Here is a 13,548-nt window from a genome sequence, read left to right as displayed (position 1 = left end):
GGGAGGCGTGTCACACCGAACACCGCCGGCTGCGGATCACACCTCGAAGCCGCGGACGTAGTCGATGGCCATGTCCAGCGCGATTTTCATCGGCTTCACGTCTTGCGTCGTCTGCGCCAGGAGGAACGCCCCTTGAAGGGCGCTCATCAATCCCGTCGCCAGGCCTTCCGGATCCGCTTCCGGACGCAGCTTCCCCGCCGCGCGCATCCGTTCGAACGCGTCCGACATCAGGCGCAGCCACGTGCCGAAGTGGCCCGCGAGCGCGGCGCGGGCAGGCTCGTTCTGATCGGACAGCTCACTCGCCAGCGAACCGAGCTGGCAGCCGTGCGCGCCACCACGCAGAGCGCTGCGCTGGACGATCGCGTCCCGCCAGCGTTCCAGGCCCTTGATGGAGTTCAGCCTGCGGAGGTATCCCTCTTCGCGATCCAGCAGGTCACGAGCTTGCAGCTCGATGACCTCCTGGACCAGCGCGTCCTTGTCCGCGAAGTAGTGGTACAGCTGCGACTTGCTCGTGCCACTCGCCGACCGGACCTCGTCCAGCGTCGTCGCCGCCACGCCCTTCACGCGCATCAGCTCGGCCGCGACCTGCAACATCCTGGCCTTGGTCGCTTCTCCTCGCGCGGTCAGCCGGGCCGGCTTGACGCTGTGTTCCGATTGCACCACTGACCCAGGCTACCGGTGGACCTCCGGGGTGCGCGCGCCTCGTGCGGAAACGTGTAACGAAATGGGACCATCTGGACTAGGTTTACGCGTCACCCTGCGCCGCTCGGGCGGTCGCGCGGCTACGCCTGCTTTCCCGGCACCTTCGCCCGCGGGAGCCCGCCGACCACGAGACGGTAAGAGTCGGTGACGAGCCTCTTCACCAGCTCCTCCTCGATGGTGCCGCCACCCTCGACCGTGATCCAGTGCTTCTTGTTCATGTGATAGCCGGGGGTGATGTCCGCATGCTGTTCACGCAGGGTCTCGGCGTCGTCGGGATCGGCTTTCAGGATCACGACGGGGTGCCCGGGCATGTCGGTCATGAGCATGAAGACCTTGTCGCGCACCTTGTAGACGTCCCAGTCGGGGCCGACGCGATGCTCCACGTCGGCGCCGGGTAGTTCCAGGCCACGGTCGCCCGCGAACTTCTGCAGCTGCTGTCCGTCCAAGACGATCAACTCCTCTGTCGATTCGAGTGCTCCGGCCGCCGGCGGTCACGGGGCCGGCCACGCTCACACCCGCTCGAGCACCACCACGGGGATCTCGCGGTCGGTCCTCTTCGTGTAGTCGTTGTAATACGGCCACACCTGGGCCATCTTGTCCCACAGCTGCGCCCGCTCCTCCCCCTCGGCCGTGCGGGCGCGCGCGGTGAACCTGTCGGCGCCCACCTGCACGCGGACCTCGGGGTTCGCCTGCAGATTGAGGTACCAGCTCGGGTGCTTCGGCGCTCCGCCATTGGACGCGACGACAACCGGGTTGCCCGCCGCCTCCTGGTAGATCAACGCGAGCTTGCGGTCGGCACCGCTCTTGCGGCCCTTGGTCGTGAGGACCAGCGCCGGCACGCCGGGCTGCCAGTCGTGGCCGACTTCGCCGTCGGTTTCCTCGTACCGGCGGACGTGCTCGTCACCTTCAAGCATTCGTGTTCCCCTCTGATTCGGTGGTTTTGAGCACGGCGTCTCAGTGCCCGAGGTTCTTACTCCGCGGCCGGTTCGTGTGACCGAGCGCACTGCTGTCACCAGCCGAAACCTGCCCGGCAGACCATCTTGCAGTGGACCTTATAGTCCATATAATGTGTCGACGGCCGTGACCCAGCACATCGAGAGGGTGTCATTCCAGTGGGATGGACAAGCAGTTCCGCACGGGCTTGGTCGAGGGCGGCATGAGCTCGCTGACCACGCCCACCCGAGACGTCTCCGCGCTCGAGAAGACCGCCGCCGCGGGCGCGAACTGGATCGACGACCGCTTCAAGGTCGCGAAGCTGCGCCACAGCCTCAACAAGGTCTTCCCCACGCACTGGTCGTACTTGCTCGGCGAGGTGTCGCTCTACAGCTTTCTCGTGGTGATCGCGTCGGGTGTGTACCTCACCCTGTTCTTCGATCCCTCCATGCAGGAGGTCACGTACCACGGCAGCTTCCAGAACATGCAGGGCCTCGAGATGTCGAAGGCCTTCGCCAGCACCCTCGACCTCTCGTTCGACGTGCGCGGCGGGCTGTTCGTGCGCCAGCTGCACCACTGGGGCGCGCTGATCTTCATCGCAGCCACCTTCCTCCACACGTTCCGGATCTTCTTCACCGGCGCGTTCCGGCGTCCGCGCGAGGCGAACTGGGTGATCGGGGTACTGCTGCTCCTGATCAGCATGTTCGAAGGCTTCTTCGGCTACTCGCTGCCGGACGACCTGCTGTCGGGCACCGGTATCCGCGCGACCCTGTCGGGCATCGTCCTGTCGGTGCCGGTCGTCGGCACCTGGATCCACTGGGCGCTGTTCGGCGGCGAGTTCCCGGGCGACCAGATCATCCCGCGCCTGTACACGATCCACATCCTGATCCTGCCCGGGGTGCTGTTCGCCCTGGTCGGGGTGCACCTCGTGCTGGTGTGGTTCCAGAAGCACACGCAGTTCCCCAGCCACCGGGCCAAGGAAACGAACGTCGTCGGCATCCGCATCATGCCGGAGTTCGCTCTGCACGGGGGCTCGCTCGCCGTACTGGTCACGGGCGTGATCGCGCTGATGGCCGGGCTGTTCCAGATCAATCCGGTGTGGAACTTCGGGCCGTACAACCCCTCGATGGTGTCGGCGGGCTCCCAACCGGACTGGTACATGGCCTGGGCCGACGGCATGCTGCGCATCTGGCCGGCCTGGGAGGTCTACCTCGGGAACTACACGATCCCCGCGGTGTTCTTCCCCGGCGCGGTCGGGATGCCGCTGCTGTTCACCATTCTGATCGTGTATCCGTGGATCGAGCGGAAGCTGTCGAAGGACACCGCGCACCACAACCTGCTGCAACGCCCGCGCGACGCGCCGGTCCGCACTTCGCTGGGGATGATGGCCCTCGCCTTCTTCGCGGTGATCGAACTGTCCGGGTTCAACGACATCATCGCCGACCAGTTCAACATCTCCCTGAATGTCACCACGTGGGCCGGCCGTATCGGCGTGCTGTTACTGCCTCCCCTCGCCTACTACGTGACGTACCGGATCTGCCTCAGTTTGCAGCGGGCGGATCGGGAAGTGCTCGAACACGGCATCGAAACCGGCATCATCAGGCGCGAGCCGAACGGCCAGTTCATCGAAATCCACCAGCCGCTGGCCGGCGTGGACGACCACGGCCACGCCATCCCGTTGTCCTACCAAGGCGCCAGCGTGCCGAAGAAGATGAACAAGCTCGGCGCCGCCGGCCGCGCGGTCCCCGGCTCCCTGCTCACCCCGGACCCTCCCGAGGAGACGGCCGCGCTCGAACGCGCGGCCACCGAACACCCCGCCCGCTCCGAACACGGCTGATCGTCCACCAAGCAGCTCCGACGACAAGTACAGGATTCGATGGATACCCCCTTGCTCACCGACCGCCTCGTGATCCGGGACTGGTCGGCCGACGACGCCGAGGCCGCCCTGGCCATCTACGGCTCCTCCGACGTCACCCGCTGGCTGACACCGGCGATGGACCAGGTACCCGACCTGCCCGCGATGCGCGCGGTGCTGGAGGCGTGGCGCGAAGCGCAGCCCAACCTGCTCGTCCCTCGTGGCAGGTGGGCCGTCGAACTCCGCGAGACGGGCGCCGTGGTCGGCGGCCTCAACATCCGGCTGCTGCCGCCGTACGAAGAGGATCTGGAGATCAGCTGGCAGATCCATCCCGACCACTGGCACCGGGGGTACGCGACGGAGGCGAGCCAGGCGCTGATCGACTGGGTGTTCGCCGAAGACGCCGAGGAGCTCTTCGCCGTCGCCCGCCCGCACAACGTGCGCGCGATCGCCACGGCGAAGCGCCTCGGGATGGAATGGGTCGGCGAAACCTCGAAGTACTACAACCTGCGGCTGCAGGTGTACCGGATCAGGCCGGCAGACCGGATCCGATGAGGACCCCGGCCGCGGCCTTCTGGCGCCGCGGCCGAGAAGAACACAGGCACGTCGCGATCATCAAGTCCCCGCGTGGCCGGCCCTGACATCGGCGACGCGGCCCTCGGCCGGGCTGCGCATCCTCGGGTTCGACATCCCGCGCAGCCAGGCCCCCTTGTGTGGAGCGCAATCCGTCGCCGAAACCGCGCCGCCGTCGGTAAGACAGCACGCCGGGCCGACACCAACCATCCACACGATGACGGCGGTCGCCAGCCGCGGCGCACTCCGAAGGAGGAGAAATGACCGACACCACGCAGCGGGCCGAGGATCTCGCGATCCTCGAGAAGCTCAACCTCGACTACGTCGTGGCCGACCAGGCCAGCGACGCCGCCCGCTTCAGCACGTTGCTCGCCGAGGATTTCGTCGTGCAGACCCCGGGTGTCACGCGCAATCGCGAGGAGTTCCTCGAGTACATCGCCAAGCCGCGGCCCTTCAAGGATCTCGCCGTGCACGACGTGAAGATTCGCATCCTCAGCGATGTCGCTCTGATCCACGGCCGCAGCACGTACACCATGGTCGCCGACGGCGCGGAGCAGGAAGCGCTGTACACGGACGCATACCAGAAGCGTGAGGGCACCTGGGTGTGCGTCTCGGCCTGCGCGATCGCTCCGGGCACCTGACCATCGGCGGGATCCGCCCGCCCCGGAAGGTTCAGCGACGATCCGATGGTCCGGCGTCCGATGCGTTGGCGACCGCGATGATGTGGGTCACCGTCGCGACGTCGAAGTACTCCTCGATTCGCGTGATTCTGCCGTCGGAGACAGCGAGATACATCGCGATCTCGAGAGCGGACTCCTCACCGTTGGGCAGCCGGCCGCGGAGGACGTGCTGCTGGAAGACTCCGTCTCCGACGTCGACGCGGCGCGAGACGTCGAAGTGCAGGCCGCGAATGGCACGGCTGAACAAGCCGAGGATGTCGAGATTTGCTTCGAGGCCTTGGTCGCCGCCGCCGTCGTTGTGCCAGACCGTCGCGTCGGGGGCGTAGATGGCGCGCACCGCGTCGATGTCACCGCGCTCAATGGCCCGGAAGAAGTTGTCCACCACGGAGGTGTTGGTGTGGGGCATGGATGTCTCCTTGACCGGAGGGAGTGTCGAGATTTTCCGTAGCCCGCCGCGGCCGGCGATCATCAGGAGCCCAGTGCGATCGACACCCGGCGGGCGAGCTCGGGTACGACGTCGGCCGTGAACCAGGAGTTCTTCGCGTGCCAGCGGTAGTTGAGCGGCGACGGGTGCACCAGCGGGAACTCGCCCGGGAGGTAGTCGCCGTACGACCGCACGGTCTCGGTGAGATTGGCCTTGGCCCGGCCGGCGAGGTAGAACCGCTGAGCGTATGTCCCGATGAGCACGCGGAGCGTGATGTCCGGCATCCCGGCGAGAATCCGCGGATGCCACCGCGGCGCGAAGTCCTTGCGCGGCGGCAGGTCGCCCGTCTTGCCCTTCCCCGGGAAGTAAAAATCCATCGGCACGATGGCGAACAGCGCCGGGTCGTAGAACTGCTCGTCGCGCACGCCGAGCCACGAGCGCAAGCGCGCGCCGCTGGCGTCGTCCCACGGGATGCCGCTCTCCTGGGCGAGCCGGCCCGGCGCCTGGCCGATGATCGCGATCCGGGAGGCCGCGGACCCGGCCCACACGGGGCGGTAACCGAGGTCGCGGGCCCACGCGTTCGACGGGTCGGACGTCAGCTCGTCCGTGACTGCACGCAAAACGTCGCTCAACTGCACTCCGGGTCAGTGGGCAGGGAAAGTCCTTTGTGGCCTCGCGGTGGCACCGTCGGCATCCTATAGCTGGACCATAAAGTCCATCAACTTGGCGCGCACCGTGCGCGACGCGCAGCTCCGGCCAAGAAATCTGACACTCAGCAGCCGTTCGCGCTAGGGCAGGCTCGGATCCAGCCACGGCCCTTCGGGCAGCTCCGGCACCGCGAACCGCTCGTCGAACGAGCACAGCGGCAGGCGCTCGCCGAGGAACCGCAGCAGGACGGACCCGACGATCGCCGAGCAGAGCGAACCTCCGAGAACTCCGACCTTGGCCTGCTGCTGCAAGCCGGGATCGGTGAAGGCGAGGTCGGTGATGAAGAGCGCGATCGTGAAACCGATCCCGGCCAGCATCGCGCCACCGATGAGGTGGCCGTAGCGGACGCGGCCCGGCAGGGTACCCAGCCCGGTTCGCAGGGCGATTCCCGCCCCGAGCGAGATACCGGCCGCGTTGCCGACGATCAGCCCGACCGCCACACCCAGTGTCACGGTGGAGGAAGCCGCAGCCCGCAGCGCGCCGCCGTCGAGCTGGACGCCGGCGTTCGCCAGGCCGAAGGCGGGGATGATCACGAACGCGCTGATCGGGTGGAGAATCGCCTGCAGCCGTTCGTTGGCGGAAAGCGTCGCCTTGATCGCGGTGGTCGCGAGCCGCACCCGCACGGCGTCCGCGCGCTCGATCACCGCGCGGCCGTAGAGGCGGAGCCGCTCACCGCTGTGCGCGTCGACCTCGCCGGCCGGCACGATCAGTCCGACGAGGACGCCGGCCAGCGTCGGATGCACTCCCGAAGCGTCGACAGCCGCCCACAACCCGATCCCGACGACGAGATACGGCGTCAACCGCCACACCCCCAGCCACCGCAGCCCGAGCAAAGCCAGGATCAGCACCACCGCGACAGCGAGCGCCGGCACGGACACGTGCTGCGTGTAGAACACGGCCATCACCGTGATCGCACCGATGTCGTCGCCGATCGCGAGCGTGAGCAGGAAGAGCCGCAACTGGTCCGGGCAGCGTGGCCCGAACAGCGCGAGCACGCCGATCAGGAACGCGGTGTCGCTCGACATCGGGATGCCCCACCCGACCGCGGCGACGCCGGAGCTGTTGAACAGGAAGTAGATCACCGCGGGCAGCACCAGTCCACCGAGCGCGCCGCAGGCCGGGACGACGATCGAACGCCGTTCGCGCAGCTCGCCGACGGCCACCTCGCGGCTGATCTCGAGACCCACCACGGCGAAGAACACCGCCATGGCAACGTCGTTGACCCAGTCGCGGAGGTTCAGCGAGAAATGCGCGGCGCCGACTTCCGCGCCCGCCGGGGTCGCCCAGAACGCGTCGTAGTTCGCGCCCGCCACGTTCGCCCACACGAGCGCGGCCACCGTGGCGGCCAGAAGCAGGACGGCGCTGCCCGCTTCGGTGAGCAGGAACCGGCGGAACCCGGCGGAAACATAGGGCAGCGGCACGTTCACCCGACGGGTCGCCGAGGGCATCCGCGGGAGGAGCCCGTCGGTGAATCGGCTCGAGTCGGCGTTCACGAGCCGAGTATGACCGACGCGCCCTCGACCGGATTGTGTAGCGTCGGCCAGACCGGCGGGACGCCGGCCGGTTCGACAGCGACCTCGCGGCGAGGCTGTCCGGAGTGGATCACCTGACCGCGGAGGGATCGCACGTGACGACGAGGAGCGACGTCGACCTGGACCGGCACGTCTACGGCGATCCCTCCGCCCGCGTCACGGTGGTCGAGTACGGGGACTTCGAGTGCCCGTACTGCGCCGCGGCCGCACCGGAGCTGCGCAAGCTGGTCGACAGCTCGGACGGCTCGATCCGCCTGGTGTTCCGCCATTTCCCGCTCTTCACGATTCACCCGTACGCGCTCACGGCCGCCCTCGCGGCCGAGGCGTCCGGCGAGCGGTTCTGGGCCATGCACGACCTGCTGCTCACCCACCAGACCAAGCTGACGGACGCCCACCTGCGGACGTACGCGACCCGCATCGGGGCCGGCGACGTCACCGGCGAAGCCGCTCAGCAGTTCCGTCCGGCCGTCGTGGCCGACTACACCTCCGGCGCCGAGCTCGACGTCCGCGGCACGCCGACGCTGTTCATCAACGGCCGCGCGTATCGGGGCCGGGTCAGCTTCCAGGCGCTCCGATCAGCAGTGCGCCCGACCGGCTGACCGGCAGTCGAAAACCCTCACTCATCACACCAAGTGGACCTCCAAGTCCGCCATGTGATCAAGGACGGCCGCGTTCAGGGTCTTGAAGCGCACCTTCGATCTGTGGCACGATCCACACTCTCACCGGAACCCCAAGGCCCGGCGCGCGCACTGCACGATCAGCCGGCAAAACCTGCCCTCAGCCACGGGATACCCTAGTGGACTGGATAGTCCTCTGTGGTGCATGATGGGCGCGCCGGACAAACGAACTTGAACCAGCAGAGCGCTGAGCCACTGACTGGGCAAACTGCGCCTGCGCTCCGTCGCACAGGACGCGAGAAGGGTCTACACACGGTGAGCGAGCAGCCGGGCTTCAAGCCGATTTCGCCGGCTACCAGCCTTCCCTTGAAATTGTCGTCAGCGATCATCACGGCTGACGACAGCAGCCGGTCTCACGACGTCGGAATCGAGCGCCGCTGGCCGCGGGAGCTCTCGATCAGCGTCCGCGTGCTGGGCGAGCTGGAAGTCATGCTCGCCACCAGCCACGAGGCGCCGCAGGCCACTTCCGGTCTTCCCGAAGCGAGCCGGGCAGCCGAACAGCTCGAACTGCAGGTCAACTCGATCTTCCTCAGTTCGCTGCCTCGCGTCATCCACGTCTCCGGCCGGCACCACGGCGCACACCTCGACGAAGCGGCCACGCAGTCGTACCGGCTGACGATGACCTTCTCCGACGGGAGCGCCACCAGCATGTTCTGGAGCACGACCTTCGAGGTTCCCCCCACGCCACTTCACGAATCCAGGTGGCGGCTGAACGTGCCGTTCAGCCACTCCCTGACCCCGGCGACCTTCGACGCCGCACCCCACCGCTGAAGCACGATCAGGAGAAACCCCATGGACAACGACATGAATCTGCAGAAGAACAGCCAAGGCGGATCGTACGAGGCCGTCGTCGACGGACGGGTCGTCGGCATGATCGTCTACCACACACCGCACGGCAATCAGCGCGTGACACTCAGCCACACCATCGTCGAACCCGAGTACCGCGGCCAAGGGATCGCCACCCGGCTCGTCAAGCATGCTCTGGACGACCTTCGCGCGAACGACCTGAAGCTCACGAACTACTGCCCGTTCGTCGCGGACTACATCGCCGACCACCCCGAATACACGGACCTTGTCGACAGCCGCTACCCGGGCGGCGCCGCGGTACCCGATCGCGCACCGCGCGAACGCACCAACTGACGTACTCCGAGGGTCGCACCGGAGGGGCGCTTGCCGCACCCTCGAAACCAGTAAAGAAGTTCAGAGGACTCCGGAGGAGACATGACCATGCGCGGAACCCTGCCCGATCGGTGCGGCACTTTCACGATCGGAGGTCACCAGATCACGCGACTCGGACTCGGCACGGCCCAGATGAGCGAGTCCGGTGTGTGGGGCCATCCGGAAGACGCCACCGAAGCGGCGAAGGTTCTCCGGGAAGCCGTCGATCTCGGGGTGAACCTCATCGACATCGCCGAATCGTCCGGCCCGTTCGACTACGAAGAACTCATCGTTCGAGCGCTGAGCCCGTATCCCGAAGATTTGCTGCTGATGGTCAAGGGCGGGCTGCTTCGATCGGCGGAAGGCCAGTGGGAGCCGGTGATCCGGCCTTCGTTCCTTCGCAAGCAGATCGAAATGCGCCTCTGGTACCTCAAGCTCGATCACATTCCACTGTTCCAGCTGCACGGGTTCAGCCCGAACGCGCCCATCTCCGATCAGATCGGAATGCTCGCCGACCTGCAGCGAGAAGGGAAAATCGGGCTGATCGGCTTGGCGGAGGTGACGGTCGAGGAACTGGCGGAAGCGCGAAAGTTCGCAGAGATCGCCACGGTTCAAGCCGAATACAATCTCGTCAACCGGGCCACGGAGCCGTTGCTGGACTACGCGGAGGCAGCGGGCATCGGGTTCATCCCCTGGCTTCCGCTGGCCACCGGGGCGCTGGCTGACCGGGAGGGCCCGCTGGCCGAGATGGCGCGACAGCGTGGGGTCGCCCCCGCGCAGCTCGCTCTTGCCTGGCTGTTGAAGCGTTCACCCGCGATGCTCCCCGTTCCCGGAACGTTGAGCGTCCGGCATCTGGCCGACAATGTTTCCGCAGTGGACATTCCGTTGACGGCCACCGAACTCGACGAGCTCGATCGACTGACGCCCCAGCCGTAATCGAGCGTTCCGGACAATCGTCCGACACGCTTGTCCGGATGACGCCGAGAAGGAGAACGAGGTGGCCGATACCGAGGTCACCCTGCCACGACCGGTGGGTGTTCCGGTCCGCTCGCCGCAAGGTCGGCGGATCCTGGTCGCGACCGTCCTCGGCGCCAGCATCGCCGGCATCGACACCAGCGTCGTGACCGTCACGCTCCCGGACATCGGCCGGGACTTCGGCGCGAGCTTCGCTTCACTGCAGTGGACCGTCACCGGATACACCCTGAGCCTCGCCTCGCTCATCCTCCTCGCGGGCGGGCTCGGCGATCGATACGGCCGCCGGCGGATCTTTCTCGTCGGCGTCACCGTGTTCACCCTCGCCTCCGTGTTGTGCGCGATCGTGCCCGACGTCGGAAGCCTCGTCGGCGCGCGCATCCTGCAAGGGATCGGCGGCGCCTTCATGGCGCCGGCGAGCATGGCCATCCTGCAGTCCACGATCACCCCGGACGACCGGCCGCGGGCGATCGGCACGTGGTCCGGGTTCGCCGGAATCGCCGGAGTTCTCGCGCCGTTCGTCGGCGGGTGGCTGCTGTCGCTGGGTTCGTGGCGCTGGATCTTCCTGATCAACGTGCCCGTCGCCGTCATCGTCCTGCTGGTGACGGTGCGGCACGTTCCCGAGACCCGCGACGGCCGAACGTCGCGAATGGACTGGGGTGGATCGGCCTTGGCCGTCGTGGCCCTCGCCGCGGCGAGTTACGCCTTGACCGGCTTACCGGTGAACCCGAGAGACCCCTGGGCGGTGACGAGCGTGGGCGTCGCCATCGCGGCGGCGCTCGGCTTCGTCTGGTGGGAACGGCGCACCGCGTCCCCGATGCTGCCGGCGTTGCTGATGAAGTGCCGGCCGTTCGTCACCATCAACGTGATCACCTTCATCGTCTACGGTGCGTTCGGTGTGTTCTCCCTGATCTTCACGATCGCATTGGAGACCGTCTCCGGGTACAGCCCCACCAAGGCCGGCAGCGCACTCTTGCCGATCACGGTCATCAGCCTGCTTCTGGCCCCGTCCAGTGGCAAACTCGCGGCCCGCATCGGGCCGGGATTACAGCTGGCTGTCGGTCCCGCACTGTGCGGTGTGGCGGCGCTGATGGCCCTGCAGGTCAACCCGGACACCAGTTACTGGGGTGTGGTGATCCCCCTCGAGTGTGTGTTCGGTCTGGGGATCGCCGCGATGGTGGCGCCCTTGACGGCCGTCGCGCTGTCGTCGGCGCCGGACGAGCGCGCCGGCGTGGCGTCCGCGGTGAACAACGCGGTCGCACGCGGTGGTGGCCTGTTGTGGATCGCGGCGCTTCCGCCGATCGTGGGGCTGACCGGCTCGTCGTACACCCGGTCCGAGGCTTTCCTTCCGGGTTATCGGCTGATCTGCGTCATCTGCGCAGTCGCCTTTGTCGTCTCCGGCACCATCGCGGCGGCGGTTTTCCGCAGCCACGCTCCGTGCGACCGGCGCGTCCTGCTCGCGCACCCGATGCCGCACCCGCTGTGCCGATAGCGCAATCGCCGTCGGTCAGACGACTCCTCCGTTGGCGCGGACGACCTGCCCGTTGACCCACCGGCCATCCGGTCCGGCGAGGAAGGAGACGACCGCGGCGACGTCGTCGGGTGCGCCCAGCCGCGCCGACGGCGGCAGATCGGCCAGCTCCCACCGCTCCTCGGCCGATGTGCTGTTCAGGAAACTCGCCGTCGCGGTCGGGCCGGGCGCCACGGAGTTCACCGTCACGTCCCGGCCCCGGAGCTCCTTGGCCAGGATCCGGGTCAACGTGTCCACTGTGGCCTTGGAGGCCGTGTAGGCGCTGAGCGCCGGAGGCGCCAGCCGCACGGCCGTCGACGAGATGTTGATGACGGCTCCGCCCGCGCGGACCCTGCGCGCCGCCTGCTGGTTCACCACGAACGTGCCACGAACGTTGACGCGGAAGACCGCGTCGAAGTCGGCCCAGTCGAGGTCGGTCAGCATCGCGGTGCGATTGATCCCCGCCGTGTGCACGACGACGTCGATGCCCCCGAAATGCCAGACGACGTCGTCGAACACCCGGCGCATCTCGTCTTCGTCCGCGACGTCCCCTGTGAACGCGGCACAGCGGCGTCCGAGCCCGTCGATCGCCACCATGGTCTCCTTCGGCGCGGCCGCGCGGCCGTGCGCGAGAGCGACGTCGAATCCGTCCGCCGCGAGCCTCCTGGCGATGACCCCGCCCATTCCCCCCGTCGCACCGGTGACAAGCGCGGTCCTCGGTCGCGGCGTACCGCCTGCCGATCGTGTCATCCGGCGTTCCTTCCACGTCAGCGTCTCCCCCGACTGGTGTTCGTCGGTAGGTCTGCTGCCGCAACGCCGTGACTTCTTACCTTCCTCCCCCTGATTCGAACCGGTTCCGGCGCGGCCGGTGATCTGGGCGAGGCGGTCCGCGCTTGGCCGGAGCGAGCTAGTCGATGCGGATGATCGTCTTCCCGCGGTTGTGCTGTCCGGGTGCGAAGGCAGCCGGTGCGTCGGCGAGGGGGTGCACGGAGCCGACCAGCACGCGCAGGCGCCCGTCGCGGACGCGCTGTGCCAGGTCGGCCAGGCGGGCGCGGTCGGCTTCGACGACGAAGAACACGGCCCGGCCGTCGCGTGGCTTCACGGTCGGAGGGCCCGCGATGGTGACCAAGGTGCCGCCGGCGCGGACGAGGCTCGCCGAGCGGTCGAGGATCTCGCCGCCGAGCACGTCCAGGACCACGTCGACCTCGCCCGCGTCCTCCAGCCGGTCGGTCTGCAGATCGAGGAAGGAGTCGGCGCCGAGGTCCAGGACCACGTCGCGGCCGGCCGCACGCCCGGTGCCGATGACCGTCGCGCCCGCCTGGTGGGCGAGCTGCACCGCGATCGAACCGACGCCGCCCGCCGCGCCGTGGATCAGCACGGTCTGCCCGGCCTCGAGCCGGGCGTGGTCGAACAGCGCCTGCCACGCGGTCAGACCGGAGATCGGCAATGCCGCGCCGACGGTGTGGTCGATGCCCGCCGGGAGCGGTGCGAGGTTGCGCGCCTCCACGGCGGAGAATTCCGCGAGGGACCCGTCGCGGGTCCAATCGGCGAGCCCGAACACGCGCTGCCCGACCGTGAGGCCGGTGGTTCCGTAGCCGAGCTCGGCGACGACGCCGGACAGCTCGTGCCCGGGCACGCTCGGCGTCCGATCGCGCCCGGCACGGTCGGCCCAGGTCCCGGGCCACTCGAGCTCGCCGGGGGTGAATCCGGCCGCACAGACCCGCACGATCACGTCGTTCTCCGACGCGTGCGGGTAGGGGCGCTCCGTCAGGGACATGCCGCCGGGGCCGGCGTCGCGGTCCTGGACGGTGATGGCTCTCATAT

16 protein-coding genes are annotated in these 13,548 nt (G+C 68.0%); 8 read left to right on the top strand and 8 right to left on the bottom strand.

Going from position 1 to position 13,548, the window contains the following annotated elements; all coding sequences use genetic code 11:
- Positions 1-36: 36 nt before the first annotated feature.
- The 3 genes from ACQPXB_RS20365 to ACQPXB_RS20355 all read right to left on the bottom strand — a co-directional run bounded on the left by ACQPXB_RS20365 (position 37) and on the right by ACQPXB_RS20355 (position 1,616).
- A complete protein-coding gene (locus ACQPXB_RS20365) occupies positions 37-663 on the bottom strand; it encodes a TetR/AcrR family transcriptional regulator (RefSeq protein ID WP_386955593.1) in 627 nt (208 codons plus the stop codon).
- Between the two features lie 119 nt (positions 664-782).
- On the bottom strand, positions 783-1,148 hold the full coding sequence (locus ACQPXB_RS20360) for an MmcQ/YjbR family DNA-binding protein (RefSeq protein ID WP_432854512.1): 366 nt from the start codon (positions 1,146-1,148) through the stop codon (positions 783-785).
- Positions 1,149-1,211: 63 nt separating this feature from the next.
- Positions 1,212-1,616 carry a nitroreductase family deazaflavin-dependent oxidoreductase gene (locus ACQPXB_RS20355; RefSeq protein ID WP_432854509.1) on the bottom strand — a complete coding sequence of 135 codons (405 nt, stop codon included), beginning with the start codon at positions 1,614-1,616 and terminating at the stop codon, positions 1,212-1,214.
- A gap of 242 nt (positions 1,617-1,858) precedes the next feature.
- Between ACQPXB_RS20355 and qcrB the strand changes: the two genes are divergently transcribed.
- The 3 genes from qcrB to ACQPXB_RS20340 all read left to right on the top strand — a co-directional run bounded on the left by qcrB (position 1,859) and on the right by ACQPXB_RS20340 (position 4,704).
- A complete protein-coding gene (qcrB, locus tag ACQPXB_RS20350; protein WP_432856713.1) occupies positions 1,859-3,472 on the top strand; it encodes a cytochrome bc1 complex cytochrome b subunit in 1,614 nt (537 codons plus the stop codon).
- A gap of 39 nt (positions 3,473-3,511) precedes the next feature.
- Positions 3,512-4,045, top strand: a complete 534-nt coding sequence (locus ACQPXB_RS20345) for a GNAT family N-acetyltransferase (RefSeq protein ID WP_432854506.1) — start codon at positions 3,512-3,514, stop codon at positions 4,043-4,045.
- A gap of 278 nt (positions 4,046-4,323) precedes the next feature.
- Positions 4,324-4,704: a nuclear transport factor 2 family protein gene (locus ACQPXB_RS20340; RefSeq protein WP_432854503.1), complete on the top strand. Its 381-nt coding sequence runs from the start codon at positions 4,324-4,326 to the stop codon at positions 4,702-4,704.
- A gap of 31 nt (positions 4,705-4,735) precedes the next feature.
- Here the strand turns inward: ACQPXB_RS20340 and ACQPXB_RS20335 are convergent, their stop codons facing one another.
- From ACQPXB_RS20335 to nhaA, 3 genes are all read right to left on the bottom strand, one after another.
- Positions 4,736-5,149 (bottom strand): nuclear transport factor 2 family protein, encoded by a 414-nt coding sequence (locus ACQPXB_RS20335; protein WP_432854500.1) that lies wholly within the window; start codon positions 5,147-5,149, stop codon positions 4,736-4,738.
- 62 nt (positions 5,150-5,211) lie between these two features.
- Positions 5,212-5,799 carry a uracil-DNA glycosylase family protein gene (locus ACQPXB_RS20330; RefSeq protein WP_386955582.1) on the bottom strand — a complete coding sequence of 196 codons (588 nt, stop codon included), beginning with the start codon at positions 5,797-5,799 and terminating at the stop codon, positions 5,212-5,214.
- A gap of 156 nt (positions 5,800-5,955) precedes the next feature.
- The gene (gene nhaA / locus ACQPXB_RS20325; protein ID WP_366581790.1) at positions 5,956-7,368 is read right to left on the bottom strand and encodes a Na+/H+ antiporter NhaA; all 1,413 of its coding nucleotides are present in this window, start codon (positions 7,366-7,368) and stop codon (positions 5,956-5,958) included.
- Between the two features lie 134 nt (positions 7,369-7,502).
- On the opposite strand from nhaA, the gene ACQPXB_RS20320 reads away from it, so the two are divergent.
- From ACQPXB_RS20320 to ACQPXB_RS20300, 5 genes are all read left to right on the top strand, one after another.
- Positions 7,503-8,006 (top strand): DsbA family protein, encoded by a 504-nt coding sequence (locus ACQPXB_RS20320; protein WP_366581789.1) that lies wholly within the window; start codon positions 7,503-7,505, stop codon positions 8,004-8,006.
- Positions 8,007-8,339: 333 nt separating this feature from the next.
- Entirely contained in the window at positions 8,340-8,855 is a 516-nt protein-coding gene (locus ACQPXB_RS20315; protein WP_386955579.1) for a hypothetical protein, read from the top strand.
- A 21-nt stretch (positions 8,856-8,876) separates the two neighbouring features.
- On the top strand, positions 8,877-9,224 hold the full coding sequence (locus ACQPXB_RS20310; RefSeq protein ID WP_366581787.1) for a GNAT family N-acetyltransferase: 348 nt from the start codon (positions 8,877-8,879) through the stop codon (positions 9,222-9,224).
- Positions 9,225-9,311: 87 nt separating this feature from the next.
- On the top strand, positions 9,312-10,178 hold the full coding sequence (locus ACQPXB_RS20305) for an aldo/keto reductase (protein WP_366581786.1): 867 nt from the start codon (positions 9,312-9,314) through the stop codon (positions 10,176-10,178).
- 61 nt (positions 10,179-10,239) lie between these two features.
- On the top strand, positions 10,240-11,706 hold the full coding sequence (locus tag ACQPXB_RS20300; protein ID WP_432854493.1) for an MFS transporter: 1,467 nt from the start codon (positions 10,240-10,242) through the stop codon (positions 11,704-11,706).
- Between the two features lie 15 nt (positions 11,707-11,721).
- Here the strand turns inward: ACQPXB_RS20300 and ACQPXB_RS20295 are convergent, their stop codons facing one another.
- Entirely contained in the window at positions 11,722-12,474 is a 753-nt protein-coding gene (locus ACQPXB_RS20295) for an SDR family oxidoreductase (RefSeq protein WP_432854490.1), read from the bottom strand.
- Between the two features lie 157 nt (positions 12,475-12,631).
- Positions 12,632-13,546, bottom strand: a complete 915-nt coding sequence (locus ACQPXB_RS20290) for an NADP-dependent oxidoreductase (RefSeq protein WP_432854487.1) — start codon at positions 13,544-13,546, stop codon at positions 12,632-12,634.
- Positions 13,547-13,548: the final 2 nt, after the last annotated feature.

The organism is Amycolatopsis sp. CA-161197 (assembly GCF_050942255.1).
Taxonomy (GTDB): Bacteria; Actinomycetota; Actinomycetes; order Mycobacteriales; family Pseudonocardiaceae; genus Amycolatopsis.
The sequence above is the reverse complement of the archived record's forward strand: the minus strand, read 5'-3'. Positions and strand labels throughout refer to the sequence as shown.

Excerpts from the sequence above, each read along its gene's own strand:
- ACQPXB_RS20335 (WP_432854500.1), bottom strand. The coding sequence starts at position 5,149 with ATGCCCCACACCAACACCTCCGTGGTGGACAACTTCTTCCGGGCCATT.
- ACQPXB_RS20290 (WP_432854487.1), bottom strand. The coding sequence starts at position 13,546 with ATGAGAGCCATCACCGTCCAGGACCGCGACGCCGGCCCCGGCGGCATG.
- ACQPXB_RS20340 (WP_432854503.1), top strand. The coding sequence starts at position 4,324 with ATGACCGACACCACGCAGCGGGCCGAGGATCTCGCGATCCTCGAGAAG.
- ACQPXB_RS20355 (WP_432854509.1), bottom strand. The coding sequence starts at position 1,616 with ATGCTTGAAGGTGACGAGCACGTCCGCCGGTACGAGGAAACCGACGGC.
- ACQPXB_RS20295 (WP_432854490.1), bottom strand. The coding sequence starts at position 12,474 with ATGACACGATCGGCAGGCGGTACGCCGCGACCGAGGACCGCGCTTGTC.
- ACQPXB_RS20305 (WP_366581786.1), top strand. The coding sequence starts at position 9,312 with ATGCGCGGAACCCTGCCCGATCGGTGCGGCACTTTCACGATCGGAGGT.
- ACQPXB_RS20345 (WP_432854506.1), top strand. The coding sequence starts at position 3,512 with ATGGATACCCCCTTGCTCACCGACCGCCTCGTGATCCGGGACTGGTCG.
- ACQPXB_RS20310 (WP_366581787.1), top strand. The coding sequence starts at position 8,877 with ATGGACAACGACATGAATCTGCAGAAGAACAGCCAAGGCGGATCGTAC.
- qcrB (WP_432856713.1), top strand. The coding sequence starts at position 1,859 with ATGAGCTCGCTGACCACGCCCACCCGAGACGTCTCCGCGCTCGAGAAG.